Genomic DNA, 15147 nt, shown 5'->3' with positions numbered 1-15147 from the left:
CTGTGTCTGTTCGTAGCATGACCGGATTTCCCGGCTAACTCATACTACGATAACGACATGAAGAGTACGGCGGATTACCTGTCCACGCAGCAAGAGGCTGCCCGCACTGCGCTGGAACTGATCCAGCGGCAGGGCGAAACAACGGCTGCTGCGCTATGGGCACTGGTGGGCTCCAGTTGGCAATGTCTGGCAACACTCGGTGCGGCAGACAGCCTGCCCAGTGCCCAGGCCTTGTCGGCAGGGCGCTTGCCCGGACCGGACGGCGCTGCCCTGCCGCTGGACCTGCATGGCACTACCCTGGGCTGGCTGGTGTGGCGCGGCAAGATTGCCGATAACGCCGATGCGGTACTTGCCTTGCTGGTGGGGCATTTGCACAGTGCCAGCCTGAATTCTGCCCAGTCCCAGTCCCGGGTGATGAATGAAACCCTGCTGGAAATCAGCCAGCTACCGGGCGAGTGCAATACGCTGGATGAAATGCTGCCCAAGCTGCACCGGCTCTTGATGCGGCTGATGGACGCCAGCAATTTCTACATTGCGCTGTTTGACGAGCAAGGCGGCCAGCTGTACTACCCCTTTTATGCCGATCAGCAAGACCCGGCCCCGCCCTCACCCGAAGCCGTCTTCAGCAAGGAACAGACCACCCGCTCGCTGACAGCCTGGCTGATGCGCATGGGCAAGCCGCTGGTATTGACCCGGCAACGCCTGCTGGAAGTCTGCCAGCAAGAACAGCTGGTACTGGAAGGTCCGCTGCCCGAGTTGTGGATGGGGGTGCCGCTGACCAATGTCAGCAATGCGGTGATCGGTGCTGCCGTATTGCAGTTCTATGCCAACCAGGCGCCTTGCACCTCGGCCGAGCAGGCCTTGTTCCTGTTTGTCACCCGGCATATTGCCTATGCGCTGGACCGCATGCTGTATCGCAGCCAGCTGGAGCGCCAGGTCTGGTTGCGTACTTGCGAACTTGAAGGCGTGAATGCGCGTTTGCGTTCGGAGATTTCCGACCGGCAACGTGCCGAGCGTTTTCAGGACGTGCTGTTCCGCATTGCCGACCTGTCCAATACCAGCCTGTCGCTGGAAGCCTTCCTGGCGGGCGTGCATCGCTTGCTGATGGAGCTGGTGGCCGGGCGCAACTGCCAGGTTGCCCTGTACGACATGAACAGCGACATGCTGAGCTTTCCCTATTGTGCCGATGACTTCCAGCAGGTCAGCCAGACCCGTCGTCCCGGCAGGGGACTGGTAGAGCAGGTATTGCATAGTGGTCGGCCATTATTGCTGGACCGTACCCCTGCACAGCTGAACCCGACGGAAGAAAGCACGGCCCCTCCCATGTGCAGCTGGCTAGGCGTACCACTGTATTGCGGGCACGAGCTGCTGGGGGTGTTGTCGGTACACAGCTACCAGAACGACGTGATTTACAGCTATCGCGATCAGGAAGTGCTGGAGTTCGTTGCCAACAATATCGGCACCGCACTGGCCCGTGTCCGCGCCATGCATGACCTGCAAAATGCCTATGCCGAGCTGGAAGAGCGCGTGCGCGAGCGCACCAGCGAACTGGATGCGGTGAACGCCCAGCTGGAGTTCGACAGTCTGCACGACCCGCTGACCAAGCTGCCCAACCGCAACTACTTTGCCAAGACGCTGCGCCGGGCGTGGGACAGTTATCTGTCCGGCAACGGTGCCCGCTTCAGCGTCATTTTCATCGACCTGGACCGCTTCAAGCTGGTGAACGATACCCTGGGCCACCTGGCTGGCGACCATCTCTTGTTTGAAGCCGGTGCCCGTATCCGCTCCTGCCTGCGGCACTATGACTTCCTCGCCCGGCTGGGTGGCGACGAATTTGCCATCCTGCTGTTTGGCACCGAAACGCTGGATGGCTGCGAGATGATTGCGCGGCGTATCGTCAGCGAGTTCGAACGGCCGGTGATTCTGGCAGGCCGCGAAGTGTTCTCCACCGCCAGCGTCGGGGTGGTGCTGGCAGACCGCGACCACTACCACAAGGCCGAAGAACTGCTGCGCGATGCCGACCATGCCATGTACTGCACCAAGCAGCAGGGGCGGCAAGGTTATACCGTGTTCAATCACCAGCTGCGCATCAACCAGGCTGACCAGCTGGCGCTGGAAAGCGAGCTGCGCCGCGCGCTGGATGCGGAAGACCAGTTGCAACCCTTCTTCCAGCCTTTCATCGACGCGCGCAGTGGCGAGCTGGTGGGGTTTGAGTCGCTGGTCCGCTGGCGGCACCCGCAACGCGGCCTGATTTCACCGGCATTGTTCCTGCCGGTTGCCGAAGAAAGCGGGCTGATCACCCGGGTGGACCGCTACATGATCAATGCCGCCTGCCGCCAGTTGCGCCAATGGCTGGATGCCGGCCTGGTGGGTAGCGACATTGCACTGCACCTCAATCTGTCGTCGGCCAATTTCCACGACCCGGAACTGGTGAGCTGGGTGCGCAGCATCATCGAGGGCTACCAGTTGCCCGCCGCCATCCTGCATCTGGAAATTACCGAAAGTGCGCTGATCGACGTGCCGGAAATTGCCGCCACGGTGATGCACGCGCTGCATCAGCTGGGGGTCAAGCTGGCACTGGATGACTTTGGCACCGGTTATTCTGCGTTGTCCTACCTGCATCGCTACCGCTTTGATGTCCTCAAGATCGACCAGAGCTTTGTGTTTGATCTGGACCGCAAGGAAGAATCGGTCGCCATTGTGCGTGCCATTCTGGCGCTGGCCCAGGCGCTGGGGCTGGACGTGGTGGCCGAAGGCGTGGAAACCGCTGCCCAGCTGGCCCGCCTGCAGGAAATGGGCTGCGCCAAATTGCAGGGTTATTACTTTGCCACCCCCTGCCCGGCGGAAGCCATCGACTGGGAACGGCTGGCGCGCTTTGTGCAGGAATTCCGCCGTGCTGCCTGAGTTTTGCCAGACAGTGGCTTTTCTTTTACCGGCAGGGCTTGCGAAACAGGCCCTGTTCCCCCATTTAACTGCCCATGAATCTGTTTGTTGAAAGCCGTGGCCGTGGCCCGGATGTGGTCATGCTGCATGGCTGGGGCCTGCATGGCGGAGTGTTCGACCGCGTCGCCAGCCAGCTGGCCGACCATTACTGCGTCCATCTGGTCGACCTGCCCGGCCATGGTGCATCCGCCCCCCTGGTACGCTTTGATGCCGACGAAGTAGCCGACCTGGTCGATGCCCAATTCCCCTTTCCGGTACAAGTTGTCGGCTGGTCGCTGGGCGGGCTGATTGCCCAGCACTGGGCCGCCCGTCACCCGGACAAGGTAAAGAGCCTGGCGCTGGTGGCCACCAGCCCGCGCTTTGTGCGTGACGACTCCTGGCCGCATGCCCAGCAACGTGCCGCCATCGAAGCGGTGGGTGCCAGCCTGGACGGTGCATTCGAGCAAACGCTGGAGCGCTTTCTGGCCTTGCAGATGATGGGAGCCCCGGCGGCACGCGACACGGTCAAAGCCGTGCGCGAGCAATTGTTTGCCCATGGCCGTCCGCAAGGCTTGTTGCCTGCGCTGCAATTGCTGCTGGACGCCGACGCCCGTGCACTGGCCGGGCAGATCCGCTGTCCGGTGGCGCTGTTTTACGGTGTGCGCGATGCCATTACCCCGATAGGCGCAGGCCGCTGGCTGCAAGCCGCGCTGGCCGATGCCACCCTGCATGAATTCACCCAGGCTTCGCATGCGCCATTTTTGTCCCATCAGGACGAGTTTGTCGCCAAGCTGGCCCCGCATCTGGAAGCCTCTGCATGAGCGAAGCGTTTTATACCGACAAAGACCGAATCCGTGCCTCTTTTGAGCGCGCGGCCGCCAGTTATGACGCCGCCGCCGTGTTGCAGCGTGAAGTCTCCGACCGCATGGCCGAGCGCCTGTCCTACATCAAGCACCAGCCGCAAGTGATTCTGGATGCCGGCACCGGCACCGGCTATGGTGCAGCCCAGCTGCGCGCCCAATACCCGGATGCCCAGATTGTCGAGCTGGACCTGGCCCACGCCATGCTGTGTGCCTCGCGCGAGCGTCAGCGCGCCGGTGACGGCCTGCTGAAAAAGCTGTTCAAGCGCAGCCAGCCCTGGCAAGTGTGTGCCGATGTGGAAAGACTGCCCTTGGCCGATAACAGCGTGGACATGATCTGGTCCAACCTCACCATTCAATGGGTGAACATTCCGGACAGCGTGTTCAGCGAATTCGAGCGCGTGCTCAAGCCAGATGGCATGCTGATGTTTTCCACCCTCGGCCCCGATACCCTGTTCGAGCTGCGCGAGGCCTTTGGCGGTGTGGACAAGGCTACCCACGTCAACCAGTTCATCGACATGCACGACCTGGGCGATGCGCTGATGCGGGTAGGCTTTTCCGAGCCGGTGATGGACATGGACAAGATCGTGCTGACCTACGACAAGGTGCGCGACGTGATGCACGACCTCAAGGCCATCGGCGCACACAATGCCACACGTGACCGCAGCCGCGGCCTGATGGGCAAGCAGGCCTGGCAGCGGGTGGAAGCGGCTTATGAAACCCGCCGCCGCGATGGCAAGCTGCCTGCCACTTATGAAGTGGTGTATGGCCATGCCTGGAAAAGCACGCTGAAGAAAAAAGGCAATACCCTGCCGGATGGCCGTCAGGTGATCGAATTCGTCAAACCGGGCAGCTGGCCGGGCAAGGTCTAGCTGTTCAGGATGCTTGGTTGCCAGGCCGGTGAGGGAGGTCACTTCCTGCACCGGCAGGCAGATATCTGAGCATTGCCGGGAACCATGTTGCGCCGCAATAATCGAATGAGCCCATTACGCATTCAACCCCGTCACTACCCGTACCCGCTATCATGACGCTTCTTCGCCGCCTGATGCCGGCCAGCCTGCTGGTCCTGCTGGCCGCCTGTACCATTACCCAAGCTCCAACCGAAATCAGCATTCCCAAAACCCCGGTCAAGCCGCGTGTTGCGCTGGCCCTGGGTGGTGGCGCCGCCAAGGGCTTTGCCCATATTGGCGTCATCAAGGTGCTGGAAGCCAATGGCATCGTGCCGGACATCATCACCGGCACCAGCGCCGGCAGCGTGGTGGGCAGCCTGTATGCTTCCGGCCTGAATGGCATGCAGCTGCAAGCCAAGGCCATGCAGCTGGACGAATCCGAACTGACCGACTGGACGCTGTCCACCAAGGGCTTCCTCAAGGGTGAGAAGCTGGAAAACTACATCAACACCCAGCTAGGCAACCGGCCCATTGAAAAACTGCCGCGCAAACTGGGCATTGTCGCCACCGAACTGGACTCCGGCCAGAAAGTGGTATTCCGCATGGGTAACACCGGTCAGGCCGTGCGGGCTTCGGCCAGCATTCCCAATGTCTTCCTGCCGGTGGTGATTGCTGGTAAACGCTATGTCGATGGCGGGCTGGTCAGCCCGGTGCCGGTATCGGCCGCGCGCGAGATGGGGGCGGATTTTGTCATTGCCGTGGATATTTCCGCCAAGCCCAAGCCGGGCAAGGCCACCGGCCTGTTCTCCATGCTGGATCAGAGCTTCAACATCATGAGCGGCCCCACGCTGGCCGCCGAACTGAAACAGGCGGATGTGGTGGTGCGGCCCAATGTGCTGAATATCGGCTCGGCCGATTTCGAAGCCCGTCATCAGGCCATTCTGGAAGGCGAAAAAGCCGCGCAGCAGCTGATTCCGCTGATTCGCAGCCGTTTGCAGCAAAAGGCACAGGCGCTGGCCCGTTAAATCCGGCCCGGCTGGCTGTCCGGCCGAAAACTGGCATAATGCAGGCGTTGTCCGGCCATGAGGCCTGTCAGCGCCTGTTTTGCCTTGTGCCGCGTGCGTTGCAAGGCAAAGCATCCATGTTCACTTCAGGGCCAGGCCCGCAAGGAAATCCGCATGATCAAGCTCTACGGCGTGCAGCTGTCTGCCTACTACAACAAGGTAAAGATTGCCTTGCTGGAAAAGGGCGTCAACTTCCAGGAAGTGCCGACCCGTCCCTCGCAGGAACCGGCCATGCTGGAACAAAGCCCGATGGGCAAGATTCCCTATGTCGATATCAACGGCCATGCCTTGTCGGAATCGACAGTGATTCTGGAATGGCTGGAAGATGCCTACCCGACCGCCGCCTTGCTGCCGCCGACGCCGAATGGCCGGGCCAGTGCGCGCGAACTGATGACCATGCTGGACTTGTACCTGATGCCGGCCACCGCACCCTTGTACCGTCATCTGCTGTTTGGTGCAGCGCTGGATGAAGCCGGCAAGGCGACGGCCAAGGCCGCCATCGAGCGCAGCCTCTTGGCCGTGTCGCGTCTGGTGCAATATGGCCCGTGGCTGGCAGGCGAGTATTTCAGCTTCGCCGATATTTCCGCCGCCTGTGTATTGCCGCTGGTGGCCTGGTCTACCCGCGAAGTGTATGGCGAGGACCTCACCACCATCATTCCGGGTATTGAAGAATACCTGGCCTTGCTGGGCAAGCGTGCCAGCGTGGCCCGCATGTGGCAGGACAGCGCCGCCGCCCGCGCAGCCTATCTGGAAGCCAGCAAGCAGTAGGTTGAAGGCTGTCTACATTTCCTCAAACAGCGGTAATTGCTGTGGCTGGTCGGCCTCGTCGGCCAGCCTGACCCCCACCCCCACCAGCCGGACCGGCTTGTTGCCGCGGGCAAATGCTACGCCCAGCAAGTCGGTGTAAGCGGCGCTGCTCAACTGCTGGCCGACATGCTCGGCGGTGGTCTGGCTGAAATCGGCAAACTTCAGCTTCACACTCAAACCCTTGAACGGCGGATTGCCAGCCCGTTGAATGCGGCCCTGCAATTTGGCCATCAGCTCTGGCAGCTTGTCCAGGCAGGCGGCGAGGTCCGGCAGGTCCTGCGCATAGGTTTCTTCCACGCTGATGGATTTGCGGCTGCGGTCGGTACTGACCGGCCGCTCGTCACGGCCGCGTGCCAGCTCGTACAGCCGCTCGCCAAAGCGGCCGAAATGCCGCATCAGGTCGCTCATTTCCCATTGGCGCAGCTCGCTGCAGCGGTGAATGCCCAGCTTTTTCAGATGCGCCGCCGTCACCCTGCCCACGCCATGAATCTTCTCTACCGGCAGTTGCAGCACAAAGGCGTCGACATCCTGCGGGCGGATCACGAATTGACCGTCCGGTTTGTTCCAGTCACTGGCAATCTTGGCCAGAAACTTGTTGGGCGCAATGCCGGCCGAGGCGGTAATGCCGACTTCGGCCTGAATCTGGCGACGGATGGCTGCGGCCATCAGGGTGGCGCTGCCTTGCTCGTGCGGCTGGGTGCTGACATCCAGATAGGCCTCATCCAGCGACAGCGGTTCGATCAGTGGGGTGTAGCGTTCATAGATGGCCATGATCTGCTGGCTGGCCGCGCGGTAGCGGGCCATGTCCGGCGGCAGGATCAGCAATTGCGGGCACAGGCGCAGCGCGCGTGCCGAAGACATGGCGCTGTGCACGCCAAAGCGACGGGCGATGTAGTTGCAGGTGGCAATCACCCCGCGGCTGTCCGGCTGCCCGCCCACCGCCAGCGGGATATCACGCAGCACCGGGTTGTCGCGCATTTCGATGGCGGCATAAAAGCAGTCGCAATCGACGTGGATGATCTTGCGTTGGCCGGTCATGCAGCGGCTATCAGTCGGCAGCGCGCTCGCTGTGGCCCAGTGACTTGTCCGGTGCCACCCGGTCGCGCACCAGCTGCTTCAGTTGCTTGATGTCGGGAAAGCCGCCGTCCTGCTTGCGGTCCCAGATTTGCTCGCCATCGACACAGATACGGAATACGCCACCACTGCCGGGGCGCAGCGCCACTTCGGCCAGTTCTTTTTCAAAGGTGGTGAGCAGTTCCTGCGCCATCCAGGCGGCGCGCAGCATCCAGCGGCAACCGGTGCAGTATTCGATGCTGATACGGGGCAATGCAGAGGGGGAGTGCGTGGTGGCGGTCATGGCAGGCTGGCAATGGAACAATGCCGGATAGCATAACGCAGAATGAGGAAAAATCCGCCGGTTCCCTGAGTCGATCTATTTATTTGACGGGCCTCGCTGAGCAAGGTCCGCTCCTCCATCGTGTTGACTCTTCCTTGGTGCAGACTTGGCGCTTACTACTGTGTAGGGTAACCGGCGGACTGAGCAGTACAGAGCGTTGTTCAACTCAATTTCCGGACGTCAGTTTGCCCAAGCTTGGTGCAACGGTAAAGCGAATACTCTAACAAGTAGCGGATGCTGCATTGCACGATGTCACATTGGCGCAACGTTGGGCAGAAAAATGCCCGCTTTCGCGGGCAAGTGGCTGATTTGGCCAGTGAAATTCGCTACTCCGGCAGTGAATTTCACTGGCCAAGGCCTTAGTGGCTGCTGTGTTCCATCTCCATCGGCGCATCCTTTTCAACCTGGACTTCCACCGTGATGCTGCCTGCCTTGGCAAACTTCAGCGTCAGCGGGAAATGGTCGCCGGCCTTGAGCGGCTGCTTCAGGCCCATCAGCATGATGTGATAGCCACCGGGGGCAAATTTCACCTCGCTGCCAGCGGCAACAGCAACACCGCCGCTGACTTCACGCATGCGCATTACGCCATTGTCGTTGATGTGCACATGCAGCTCGGCTTTGTCCGCCCGTGGTGTGCTGGCAGAAATCAGCGTGTCGGCCTGTTTGCCGGTGTTCTTGATGCTCAGGTAGGCCGCGCCGGTGGGGCTGGCTTCCGGCATGGCCCGGCTCCAGGGATGACCCAGTTCCAGTGCACCCAGTTTGAAACCGTGGGCAGAAACGGTTGCCGCCAGCATGAGGCCGGCCAGCAAGGCGAACAGACGGGAAAGGGACATGAGCTTCTCCTGAATTGGGTTGCGGGCAAATTAGCACAGTTCAGACCGCACAGGCTGCGACAAAGTGCCGCAGGCGGGTGCAAAGAGGATGCGACACGGCACAGGCACAGACACGACGCCGGGCTATCATTTGCCGGGCAGATGACTATAATCGTCGGCTTATATTTAATGGTATTGGCATCATGCTGGAAACCCTGTCGTTGAAATTCCTGTTTGGTGGTCTGCTCAGCCTGATCACCATTACCAACCCGCTGTCCAAGATTCCGCTGTTCATTTCCCTGACCCAGGACATGAGCGAAGCCGGGCGGGCCAACCAGGCGCGTCGTGCCTGCCTGTTTGCCGCAGCCATCATGCTGGTCAGCCTGCTGGCCGGTAACCTCATCATGGCGGCCTTCGGCATTTCCTATGGCGCGCTGCGCATTGCCGGCGGGCTGGTGGTGGCGGTGCTGGGTTACCGCATGCTGTTTTTGTCGCAGGACCCGGGCATGGCACCGAAAACCGGCGAGCGGGAAGACTATGCCTTTTTCCCGCTGGCCATGCCCGGCATCAGCGGGCCGGGGACCATTGCGGTGGTGATCGGCATTTCCACCGAAATCGCCGAATTGTCGGGCTGGACGGCCAAGACACTGGCCTTCGGCATGACCTTTGTCGCCATTGCCGCTACCAGCCTGGGCATGTGGCTGGTGTTGCGCTCCTCGGCCATGATTTCCGCCCGGCTAGGGCGCGGTGGCCGCGAAGTCACCACCCGGCTGATGGGCTTCTTGCTGATCTGCGTTGGCGTGCAGTTTGTCGGTTCCGGCATCCGTACCTTCATGGCCGGTTCCTGAGCAAGATCGTTCAAGTTTTCTGTCCGGGGCTATGCCAGAATGCAAGGGACATTGTCTGTCCCGCCCGCTTCCATGCCCCAATCCGAGCACGAATTTTCACGTTTCTTCCGCGCCGATGACATCGCGCCGCTGGAATGCCTGGATGCCTTTTACCGCGAACAGGTATTTGCACCGCATTTTCACGAAGAATATGTGGTGAATGCCCTGCTGGCCGGGGCACAGGCTTACCGCCACCGCGGGGGCAATCATATTGCCGGGGTGGGTGCGCTGGTGTTGATGAACCCCGGCGAAGTCCACACCGGCGAGTGTGCGCACCAGCAAGGTTGGGCCTATCGCGGCTTTTATCCGTCAGCCAGCCTGATCTGCCAGCTGGCAGCCGAAATCAGCGGCCAGCCAGCTGCTACGCCCTATTTTCGCGACACCGTGGTGCTGGACCCGCAGCTGGCTGCGCAGCTGAACCAGCTACATGCCCTGCTGCGTGACAGCCGGGACACCTTGCAGCGCGAATCTGCCCTGTATGCCGTGTTCAGTCAGGTGGTATTACGCCATATGCAGATTGCCGAGCGTCCGCAGCGTCCCTGGCCACAGGCGGTGGAGCGGGCCCGACAGATGCTGGCCGACTGTGTGGCGGACAATCTGTCGCTGGCCACGCTGGCAGCGGCCGTGGGCCTGTCGCCCTGGCAGCTCAACCGGCAGTTTTCCCGGCATCTGGGTTTACCGCCGGTAGCCTGGCGCAATCAGTTGCGCGTGGTACGTGCCCGGCAAATGCTGGCTGGCGGTCATAGTCCGGCGGCTGCGGCTCAGGCACTGGGCTTTGCCGACCAGCCACACCTCACCCGCATCTTCCGTCAGGCGCTGGGCATCACCCCGGCGGCCTACCAGCGCAGCCTCCGGCGCTGAGCGCAAGATCGTTCAAGCTGGCAAGCAATTGGCATGGTAGGGTAGGACTTTCCCAATCATGATTCCCTGCCCATGTCTTATACCGGCTCCTGTCATTGCGGCGCAGTGCGCTTTCGCCTGCATGCCGAACCCGAAGAACTGACTACCTGTGATTGTTCGCTGTGCGTGAAAAAGAATGCGCTGATGACACGGGTGCATGAAAGCCAGCTGGAGATCCTGTCCGGTAGCGATGCACTGAGCGAGTACCGCTGGAATACCGGCATTGCCCGCCATTTCTTTTGCCAGCACTGCGGTATCTACACCTTCCATCGCAAGCGGGCGATGCCGGATCACTACGGCGTGAACATTCATTGTCTGGATGATTTCGATCACCGCCACTTGCCGGTACGTGCCACAGAAGGGGCCAGCATGAGCCTGCATGGCGACAGCCTGCGCGCGGTATGGCCCGGCCCGCGGGAGGCATCATGATGCATGCCCTCAACCGTCGCGCGCTGTTGCTGGAAGGCGCGAGCGATACCGTGCCCATGCTGGTGGGGGCAGCCCCGTTCGGGGTGATTTTCGGCACGCTGGCCATTGCGGCCGGCTTGTCCCCGGCCACTGCGCTTGGCATGTCGGTGCTGGTGTTTGCCGGTTCTTCCCAGTTCATCGGCGTCAGCCTGATCGGTGCCGGCACTGCCTTGCCGGTGTTGTGGCTCACCACCTTTGTGGTCAACCTGCGCCATGCGCTGTACAGCGCCACCTTGCTGCCCTATGCCCGTGACTGGCCCTTGCGCTGGCGCTGGCCGCTGGCTTTCTGGCTGACCGATGAAACCTTTGCCGTGGTGGAGCACCGCTTTCGCACCAAGGGTACGGATGGCGGCCAGTGGTACTGGCTGGCGTCGTCACTCGCCATGTATGGCAACTGGTTGTTCTGGACCATGGTGGGGGTGAGCCTGGGGCAGTCCTTGCCCGGTCTGGCCACGCTGGGGCTGGACTTTGCCATGGGGGCAACCTTTGCTGCCATCGTGGCACCGCAGCTCAAACGCCGTCCGGCACTGGGTGCGGCACTGGCCGCCAGTGCCGTGGCCATGCTGGCGCGCGGCCTGCCCTACAAGCTGGACCTGATGCTCGCAGCCGTGGTGGGCGTGGCCACCGGCCTGCTGCTGGAGCAATGGCACAAGGGCAAGGAGCAGACAGCATGAATCACTGGCTTGCCATTGGCGGCATGATGCTGCTGACTGTATTGATTCGTGCCAGTTTTCTGGTGTTCGGCCAGCGACTGGCATTTCCCGACTGGCTGAACCGTGCGCTGCATTATGTGCCGGCTGCCGTATTGTCGGCACTGGTGGTACCGATGGCGCTGGCACCGGCCGGCACGGTGGAGATCAGCCTGCACAATGCCTATTTGCCCGGCATCATCGTGGCGGCACTGGTGGCATGGAAAAGCGGCAAGACCTTGCTGGCGATTGTGATCAGCTTTGTGGTGTACGGGGTGTGGCGCTGGGGGCTGGGGCTGTAAGGCTGGCGGACATAGCCTTGCTAGCCGCACAGTCTGCATCGGTGCGCCTTGGCGCGGATGGTCTACGCGGTTTGGTCAGTAGCGTCAGGTAACGTGTGATGGCCAGACCGGTGTGGACGGTCTGGCGACCGCTTAGCGTCGGGCATTGCCTATGCTCATCAGCATGCCCATACCGACAAACAGGGTGACGGTGGCGGTGCCGCCATAGGAAACAAAGGGCAGCGGCACGCCCACCACCGGCAGGATACCCGCCACCATGCCCATGTTGACAAAGGCATAGACAAAGAAGGACAGGGTGATGGCACCGGCCATGGCGCGGCCGTACAGGGTTTGCGCCCCGGCGGTGATCATCATGGCGCGGCTGAGCACCAGAGTATAAAGAATCACCAGTACGATATTGCCCACCAGGCCGAATTCCTCGGAATACACGGCAAAGATGAAGTCGGTGGTGCGTTCCGGAATGTAGTCCAGATGGGTCTGGGTGCCATTGAGCCAGCCCTTGCCCCAGGGGCCACCGGAACCGATGGCAATCATGGACTGGATGATGTGGTAACCCGCGCCCAGCGGGTCTTCCATCGGGTCTATCATGGTCATCACCCGGCGGCGCTGGTAGTCATGCAGCATGTTCCACACCACCGGCATGCTGGCCCCGGCGGCAATCATCCCGCCCAGAATCACCTTCCACGGCAGGCCGACAAAGAACAGCACGAAAAAGCCGGATGCCGCAATCAGCATGGTGGTGCCAAGGTCGGGCTGCTTCAGCACCAGCGCGCAGGGAATGGCAATCATCACCGCCGCCACCAGGTAATGCCACCAGCGCATCGACAGTTCGTATTTCTGGAAGAACCAGGCCAGCATCATCGGCAGGGCAATCTTCATGATTTCCGACGGCTGGATGCGGGTGATGCCCAGCTCCAGCCAGCGGGTGGAACCGTTCACCGTCACGCCCTTGAAATGCACGGCCAGCAGCAATACCACCCCGATGCCGTAAATGGGCGGGGCAAAGTTCATGATGCTTTGCGGCCGGCTGCGCGCCAGCAGCCACATGATGCTGAGTGACAACAGGGTGTAGACCAGCTTGTTGTCGATCTTGTCCAGGCCCTGGTTGTTGGCCGAATACAGCACCACCAGGCTCAGGGCGAAGATCAGGCCCAGAATGATCATCAGCGGGCCATCCAGCGGGGCCTTGATGGCCAGCCACAGGCGTTTAATCAGATGCGGCTGCAGCGTCATCGGCAGTATCCATGGGCACGGTTTTCAGGTCCCCGCTAATGGAACCCGGCACCTTGCCGGTGATGTAGTAGTCGAACAGGCCGCGGGCAATCGGCGCGGCAGCAGCGGCACCAAAGCCCGCATTTTCCACGATGATGGCCACGGCAATGCGTGGTTTTTCCACCGGGGCAAAGGCGACAAACCAGGAATGGTCGCGATATTGCTCGGCTAGGGCCGAGGCGTTGTACTTGGCACCCTGCTTGATGGCCACCACCTGGGCGGTACCGGTTTTGCCCGCCATGGTATAGGGCAGGCCCACACCCAGCCGCCAGGCGGTGCCACCGGGCTTGAGCACCGACTGCATGGCGGCTTTCACGTACTCGAAGTTTTCCTGCTTGAAGGGCAGTACATGGTCGGGCTTGGCGGCAATCAGCCGGCTCTTGCCGCTGCGCGCATCCACCACTTCCTGTACCAGGTGCGGCTTGTAGGCCACGCCGTCATTGGCCAGCGTGGCGATGCCGTTCGCCATTTGCAGCGGGGTGTAGGAGTTGAAGCCCTGGCCGATGCCGATACTCACCACGTCAGCCGGGTACCAGCGGCGGAATTCTTCCTTGTAGCGGGCAAAGCGCTTGGCTTTCCATTCCTTGGTGGGCAGTACGCCACTGGCTTCGCCGTCCAGGTCGATGCCGGTGGGACGGCCAAGGCCGAACTGGCCGACGGTGGGAGCAATCTTGTCGATGCCCATGTCCCAGGCCAGCTTGTAGAAGAAGGTATCACTGGACACCTGGATGGCCTTGGCCAGGTTGGCCGAGCCGTTGCCGTTCTTGTTACTGTCGCGGAACTGGTGGCTGGAGCCGGGCAGGGTGAAGAAGGCCGGTGCCGGGCGTACATCATGCATGCCGATGGAGTGGGTTTCCAGCGCAGCCATGGCCATGAAGGGCTTGAAGGTGGAGCCGGGCGGATAGGTACCGCGCAGCGCACGGTTAATCATCGGCTTTTGCCAGTCGTTGTTCAGCGCCGCCCAGCTTTGGCTGTCGATGCCGTCGATGAACAGATTGGGGTCGAAGCCCGGCTTGGACAGGAAGGCCAGCACCCCGCCGGTTTGCGGGTCGATGGCCACCAGCGCGCCACGACGGTTGCCGAACAGCTTGTCGGCAACTTCCTGCAGGCGGATGTCCAGCGCCAGCTTCAGGTTGTTGCCGTTGACCGGCGGCGTGCGGCGCAGGCTGCGGATGGCGCGGCCACCGGAGTCGGTTTCCACTTCTTCAAAGCCCACCTGACCGTGCAGATCATCCTCGTACACCGCTTCCAGGCCGGTCTTGCCGATGTAATTGGTGCCCTTGTAATTGGTGCTCTTGTCTTCGTCGTCCAGCCGCTCCTGGTCTTTCTGGTTGATGCGGCCGATATAACCCAGCACATGGCTGGTGAGTTCCTTGTACGGGTAGTCGCGGAACAGCCGCGCCTTCACCTGTACGCCGGGAAAGCGCCAGGCATTCGCGGCCACGCGGGCGGCTTCTTCCTCGGTCAGCTTCACCTTGAGCGGGATGGATTCGAAATCCTTGGATTCGCCCAGCAGCTTCTTGAACAGCTTTTCGTCACGCGGGGTGATGTTCACCAGCTTGGAGAGCTCGGCAATGGTGGCATTCATGTCCGGCATCTTGCTGGGCACCAGCTCCAGCGTGTAGGCGGAATAGTTCTGCGCCAGGATGACGCCGTTGCGGTCCATGATCAGGCCGCGGTTGGGCAGGATGGGCAGCAGCGAAATGCGGTTGTTCTGCGCCAGCGTGGAAAAGTGCTCGTACTGGTATACCTGCAGCCAGACAAAACGGGCAATCAGCAGGCAGAACATCAGCAGCATGAAGACATAAGCCACAACCAGCCGAAGCTGGAACTGGCCATCTTCAGCCTGCGGGTTCTTGAAGCGGGTAGGGCGCACGA

At 61.5% G+C, this 15147-nt stretch carries 15 protein-coding genes; 10 read left to right on the top strand and 5 right to left on the bottom strand.

The window, feature by feature from the left end; all coding sequences use genetic code 11:
* Positions 1-57 precede the first annotated feature (57 nt).
* The 5 genes from DKK66_RS06620 to DKK66_RS06600 all read left to right on the top strand — a co-directional run bounded on the left by DKK66_RS06620 (position 58) and on the right by DKK66_RS06600 (position 6504).
* Positions 58-2904 (top strand): bifunctional diguanylate cyclase/phosphodiesterase, encoded by a 2847-nt coding sequence (locus DKK66_RS06620; RefSeq protein ID WP_131356454.1) that lies wholly within the window; start codon positions 58-60, stop codon positions 2902-2904.
* 74 nt (positions 2905-2978) lie between these two features.
* Complete coding sequence (gene bioH / locus DKK66_RS06615) at positions 2979-3743, top strand: pimeloyl-ACP methyl ester esterase BioH (RefSeq protein ID WP_131356451.1); 765 nt, start codon at positions 2979-2981, stop codon at positions 3741-3743.
* On the top strand, positions 3740-4654 hold the full coding sequence (gene bioC / locus DKK66_RS06610; protein ID WP_131356448.1) for a malonyl-ACP O-methyltransferase BioC: 915 nt from the start codon (positions 3740-3742) through the stop codon (positions 4652-4654). Before bioH ends, bioC begins: the two co-directional genes overlap by 4 nt.
* A gap of 152 nt (positions 4655-4806) precedes the next feature.
* Positions 4807-5697: a patatin-like phospholipase family protein gene (locus tag DKK66_RS06605; protein ID WP_131356445.1), complete on the top strand. Its 891-nt coding sequence runs from the start codon at positions 4807-4809 to the stop codon at positions 5695-5697.
* Positions 5698-5850: 153 nt separating this feature from the next.
* On the top strand, positions 5851-6504 hold the full coding sequence (locus DKK66_RS06600) for a glutathione S-transferase family protein (RefSeq protein ID WP_062788772.1): 654 nt from the start codon (positions 5851-5853) through the stop codon (positions 6502-6504).
* 12 nt (positions 6505-6516) lie between these two features.
* Here DKK66_RS06600 and dinB read toward each other — a convergent pair whose 3' ends face one another.
* The 3 genes from dinB to DKK66_RS06585 form a co-directional block, all read right to left on the bottom strand.
* On the bottom strand, positions 6517-7581 hold the full coding sequence (gene dinB, locus DKK66_RS06595) for a DNA polymerase IV (RefSeq protein WP_131356442.1): 1065 nt from the start codon (positions 7579-7581) through the stop codon (positions 6517-6519).
* A gap of 10 nt (positions 7582-7591) precedes the next feature.
* Positions 7592-7900 carry a SelT/SelW/SelH family protein gene (locus DKK66_RS06590; RefSeq protein ID WP_131356439.1) on the bottom strand — a complete coding sequence of 103 codons (309 nt, stop codon included), beginning with the start codon at positions 7898-7900 and terminating at the stop codon, positions 7592-7594.
* 398 nt (positions 7901-8298) lie between these two features.
* Positions 8299-8772, bottom strand: coding sequence for a copper chaperone PCu(A)C (locus DKK66_RS06585; protein ID WP_131356436.1), 474 nt, complete (start codon positions 8770-8772; stop codon positions 8299-8301).
* Positions 8773-8954: 182 nt separating this feature from the next.
* Between DKK66_RS06585 and DKK66_RS06580 the strand changes: the two genes are divergently transcribed.
* The 5 genes from DKK66_RS06580 (at position 8955) to DKK66_RS06560 (ending at position 11997) form a co-directional block, all read left to right on the top strand.
* Positions 8955-9599, top strand: coding sequence for a MarC family NAAT transporter (locus DKK66_RS06580; protein ID WP_045846508.1), 645 nt, complete (start codon positions 8955-8957; stop codon positions 9597-9599).
* A gap of 72 nt (positions 9600-9671) precedes the next feature.
* Positions 9672-10499: an AraC family transcriptional regulator gene (locus DKK66_RS06575; RefSeq protein WP_131356433.1), complete on the top strand. Its 828-nt coding sequence runs from the start codon at positions 9672-9674 to the stop codon at positions 10497-10499.
* A gap of 72 nt (positions 10500-10571) precedes the next feature.
* Positions 10572-10967, top strand: a complete 396-nt coding sequence (locus DKK66_RS06570; RefSeq protein ID WP_045846506.1) for a GFA family protein — start codon at positions 10572-10574, stop codon at positions 10965-10967.
* Complete coding sequence (locus DKK66_RS06565) at positions 10964-11680, top strand: AzlC family ABC transporter permease (RefSeq protein ID WP_242673580.1); 717 nt, start codon at positions 10964-10966, stop codon at positions 11678-11680. Before DKK66_RS06570 ends, DKK66_RS06565 begins: the two co-directional genes overlap by 4 nt.
* Positions 11677-11997, top strand: a complete 321-nt coding sequence (locus DKK66_RS06560; RefSeq protein ID WP_131356430.1) for an AzlD domain-containing protein — start codon at positions 11677-11679, stop codon at positions 11995-11997. The genes DKK66_RS06565 and DKK66_RS06560 overlap by 4 nt, the downstream gene beginning before the upstream one ends.
* 132 nt (positions 11998-12129) lie before the next feature.
* Here the strand turns inward: DKK66_RS06560 and rodA are convergent, their stop codons facing one another.
* Together rodA and mrdA are read right to left on the bottom strand one after the other, a co-directional pair.
* Positions 12130-13230 (bottom strand): rod shape-determining protein RodA, encoded by a 1101-nt coding sequence (gene rodA, locus DKK66_RS06555; protein ID WP_197077158.1) that lies wholly within the window; start codon positions 13228-13230, stop codon positions 12130-12132.
* Positions 13205-15145, bottom strand: a complete 1941-nt coding sequence (mrdA, locus tag DKK66_RS06550; protein WP_242673579.1) for a penicillin-binding protein 2 — start codon at positions 15143-15145, stop codon at positions 13205-13207. Before mrdA ends, rodA begins: the two co-directional genes overlap by 26 nt.
* Between the last annotated feature and the right edge of the window lie 2 nt (positions 15146-15147).

The organism is Aquitalea sp. USM4, assembly GCF_004328945.1.
Classification (GTDB): domain Bacteria; phylum Pseudomonadota; class Gammaproteobacteria; order Burkholderiales; family Chromobacteriaceae; genus Aquitalea; species Aquitalea pelogenes.
This window is presented reverse-complemented; position numbering and strand designations above follow the sequence as displayed.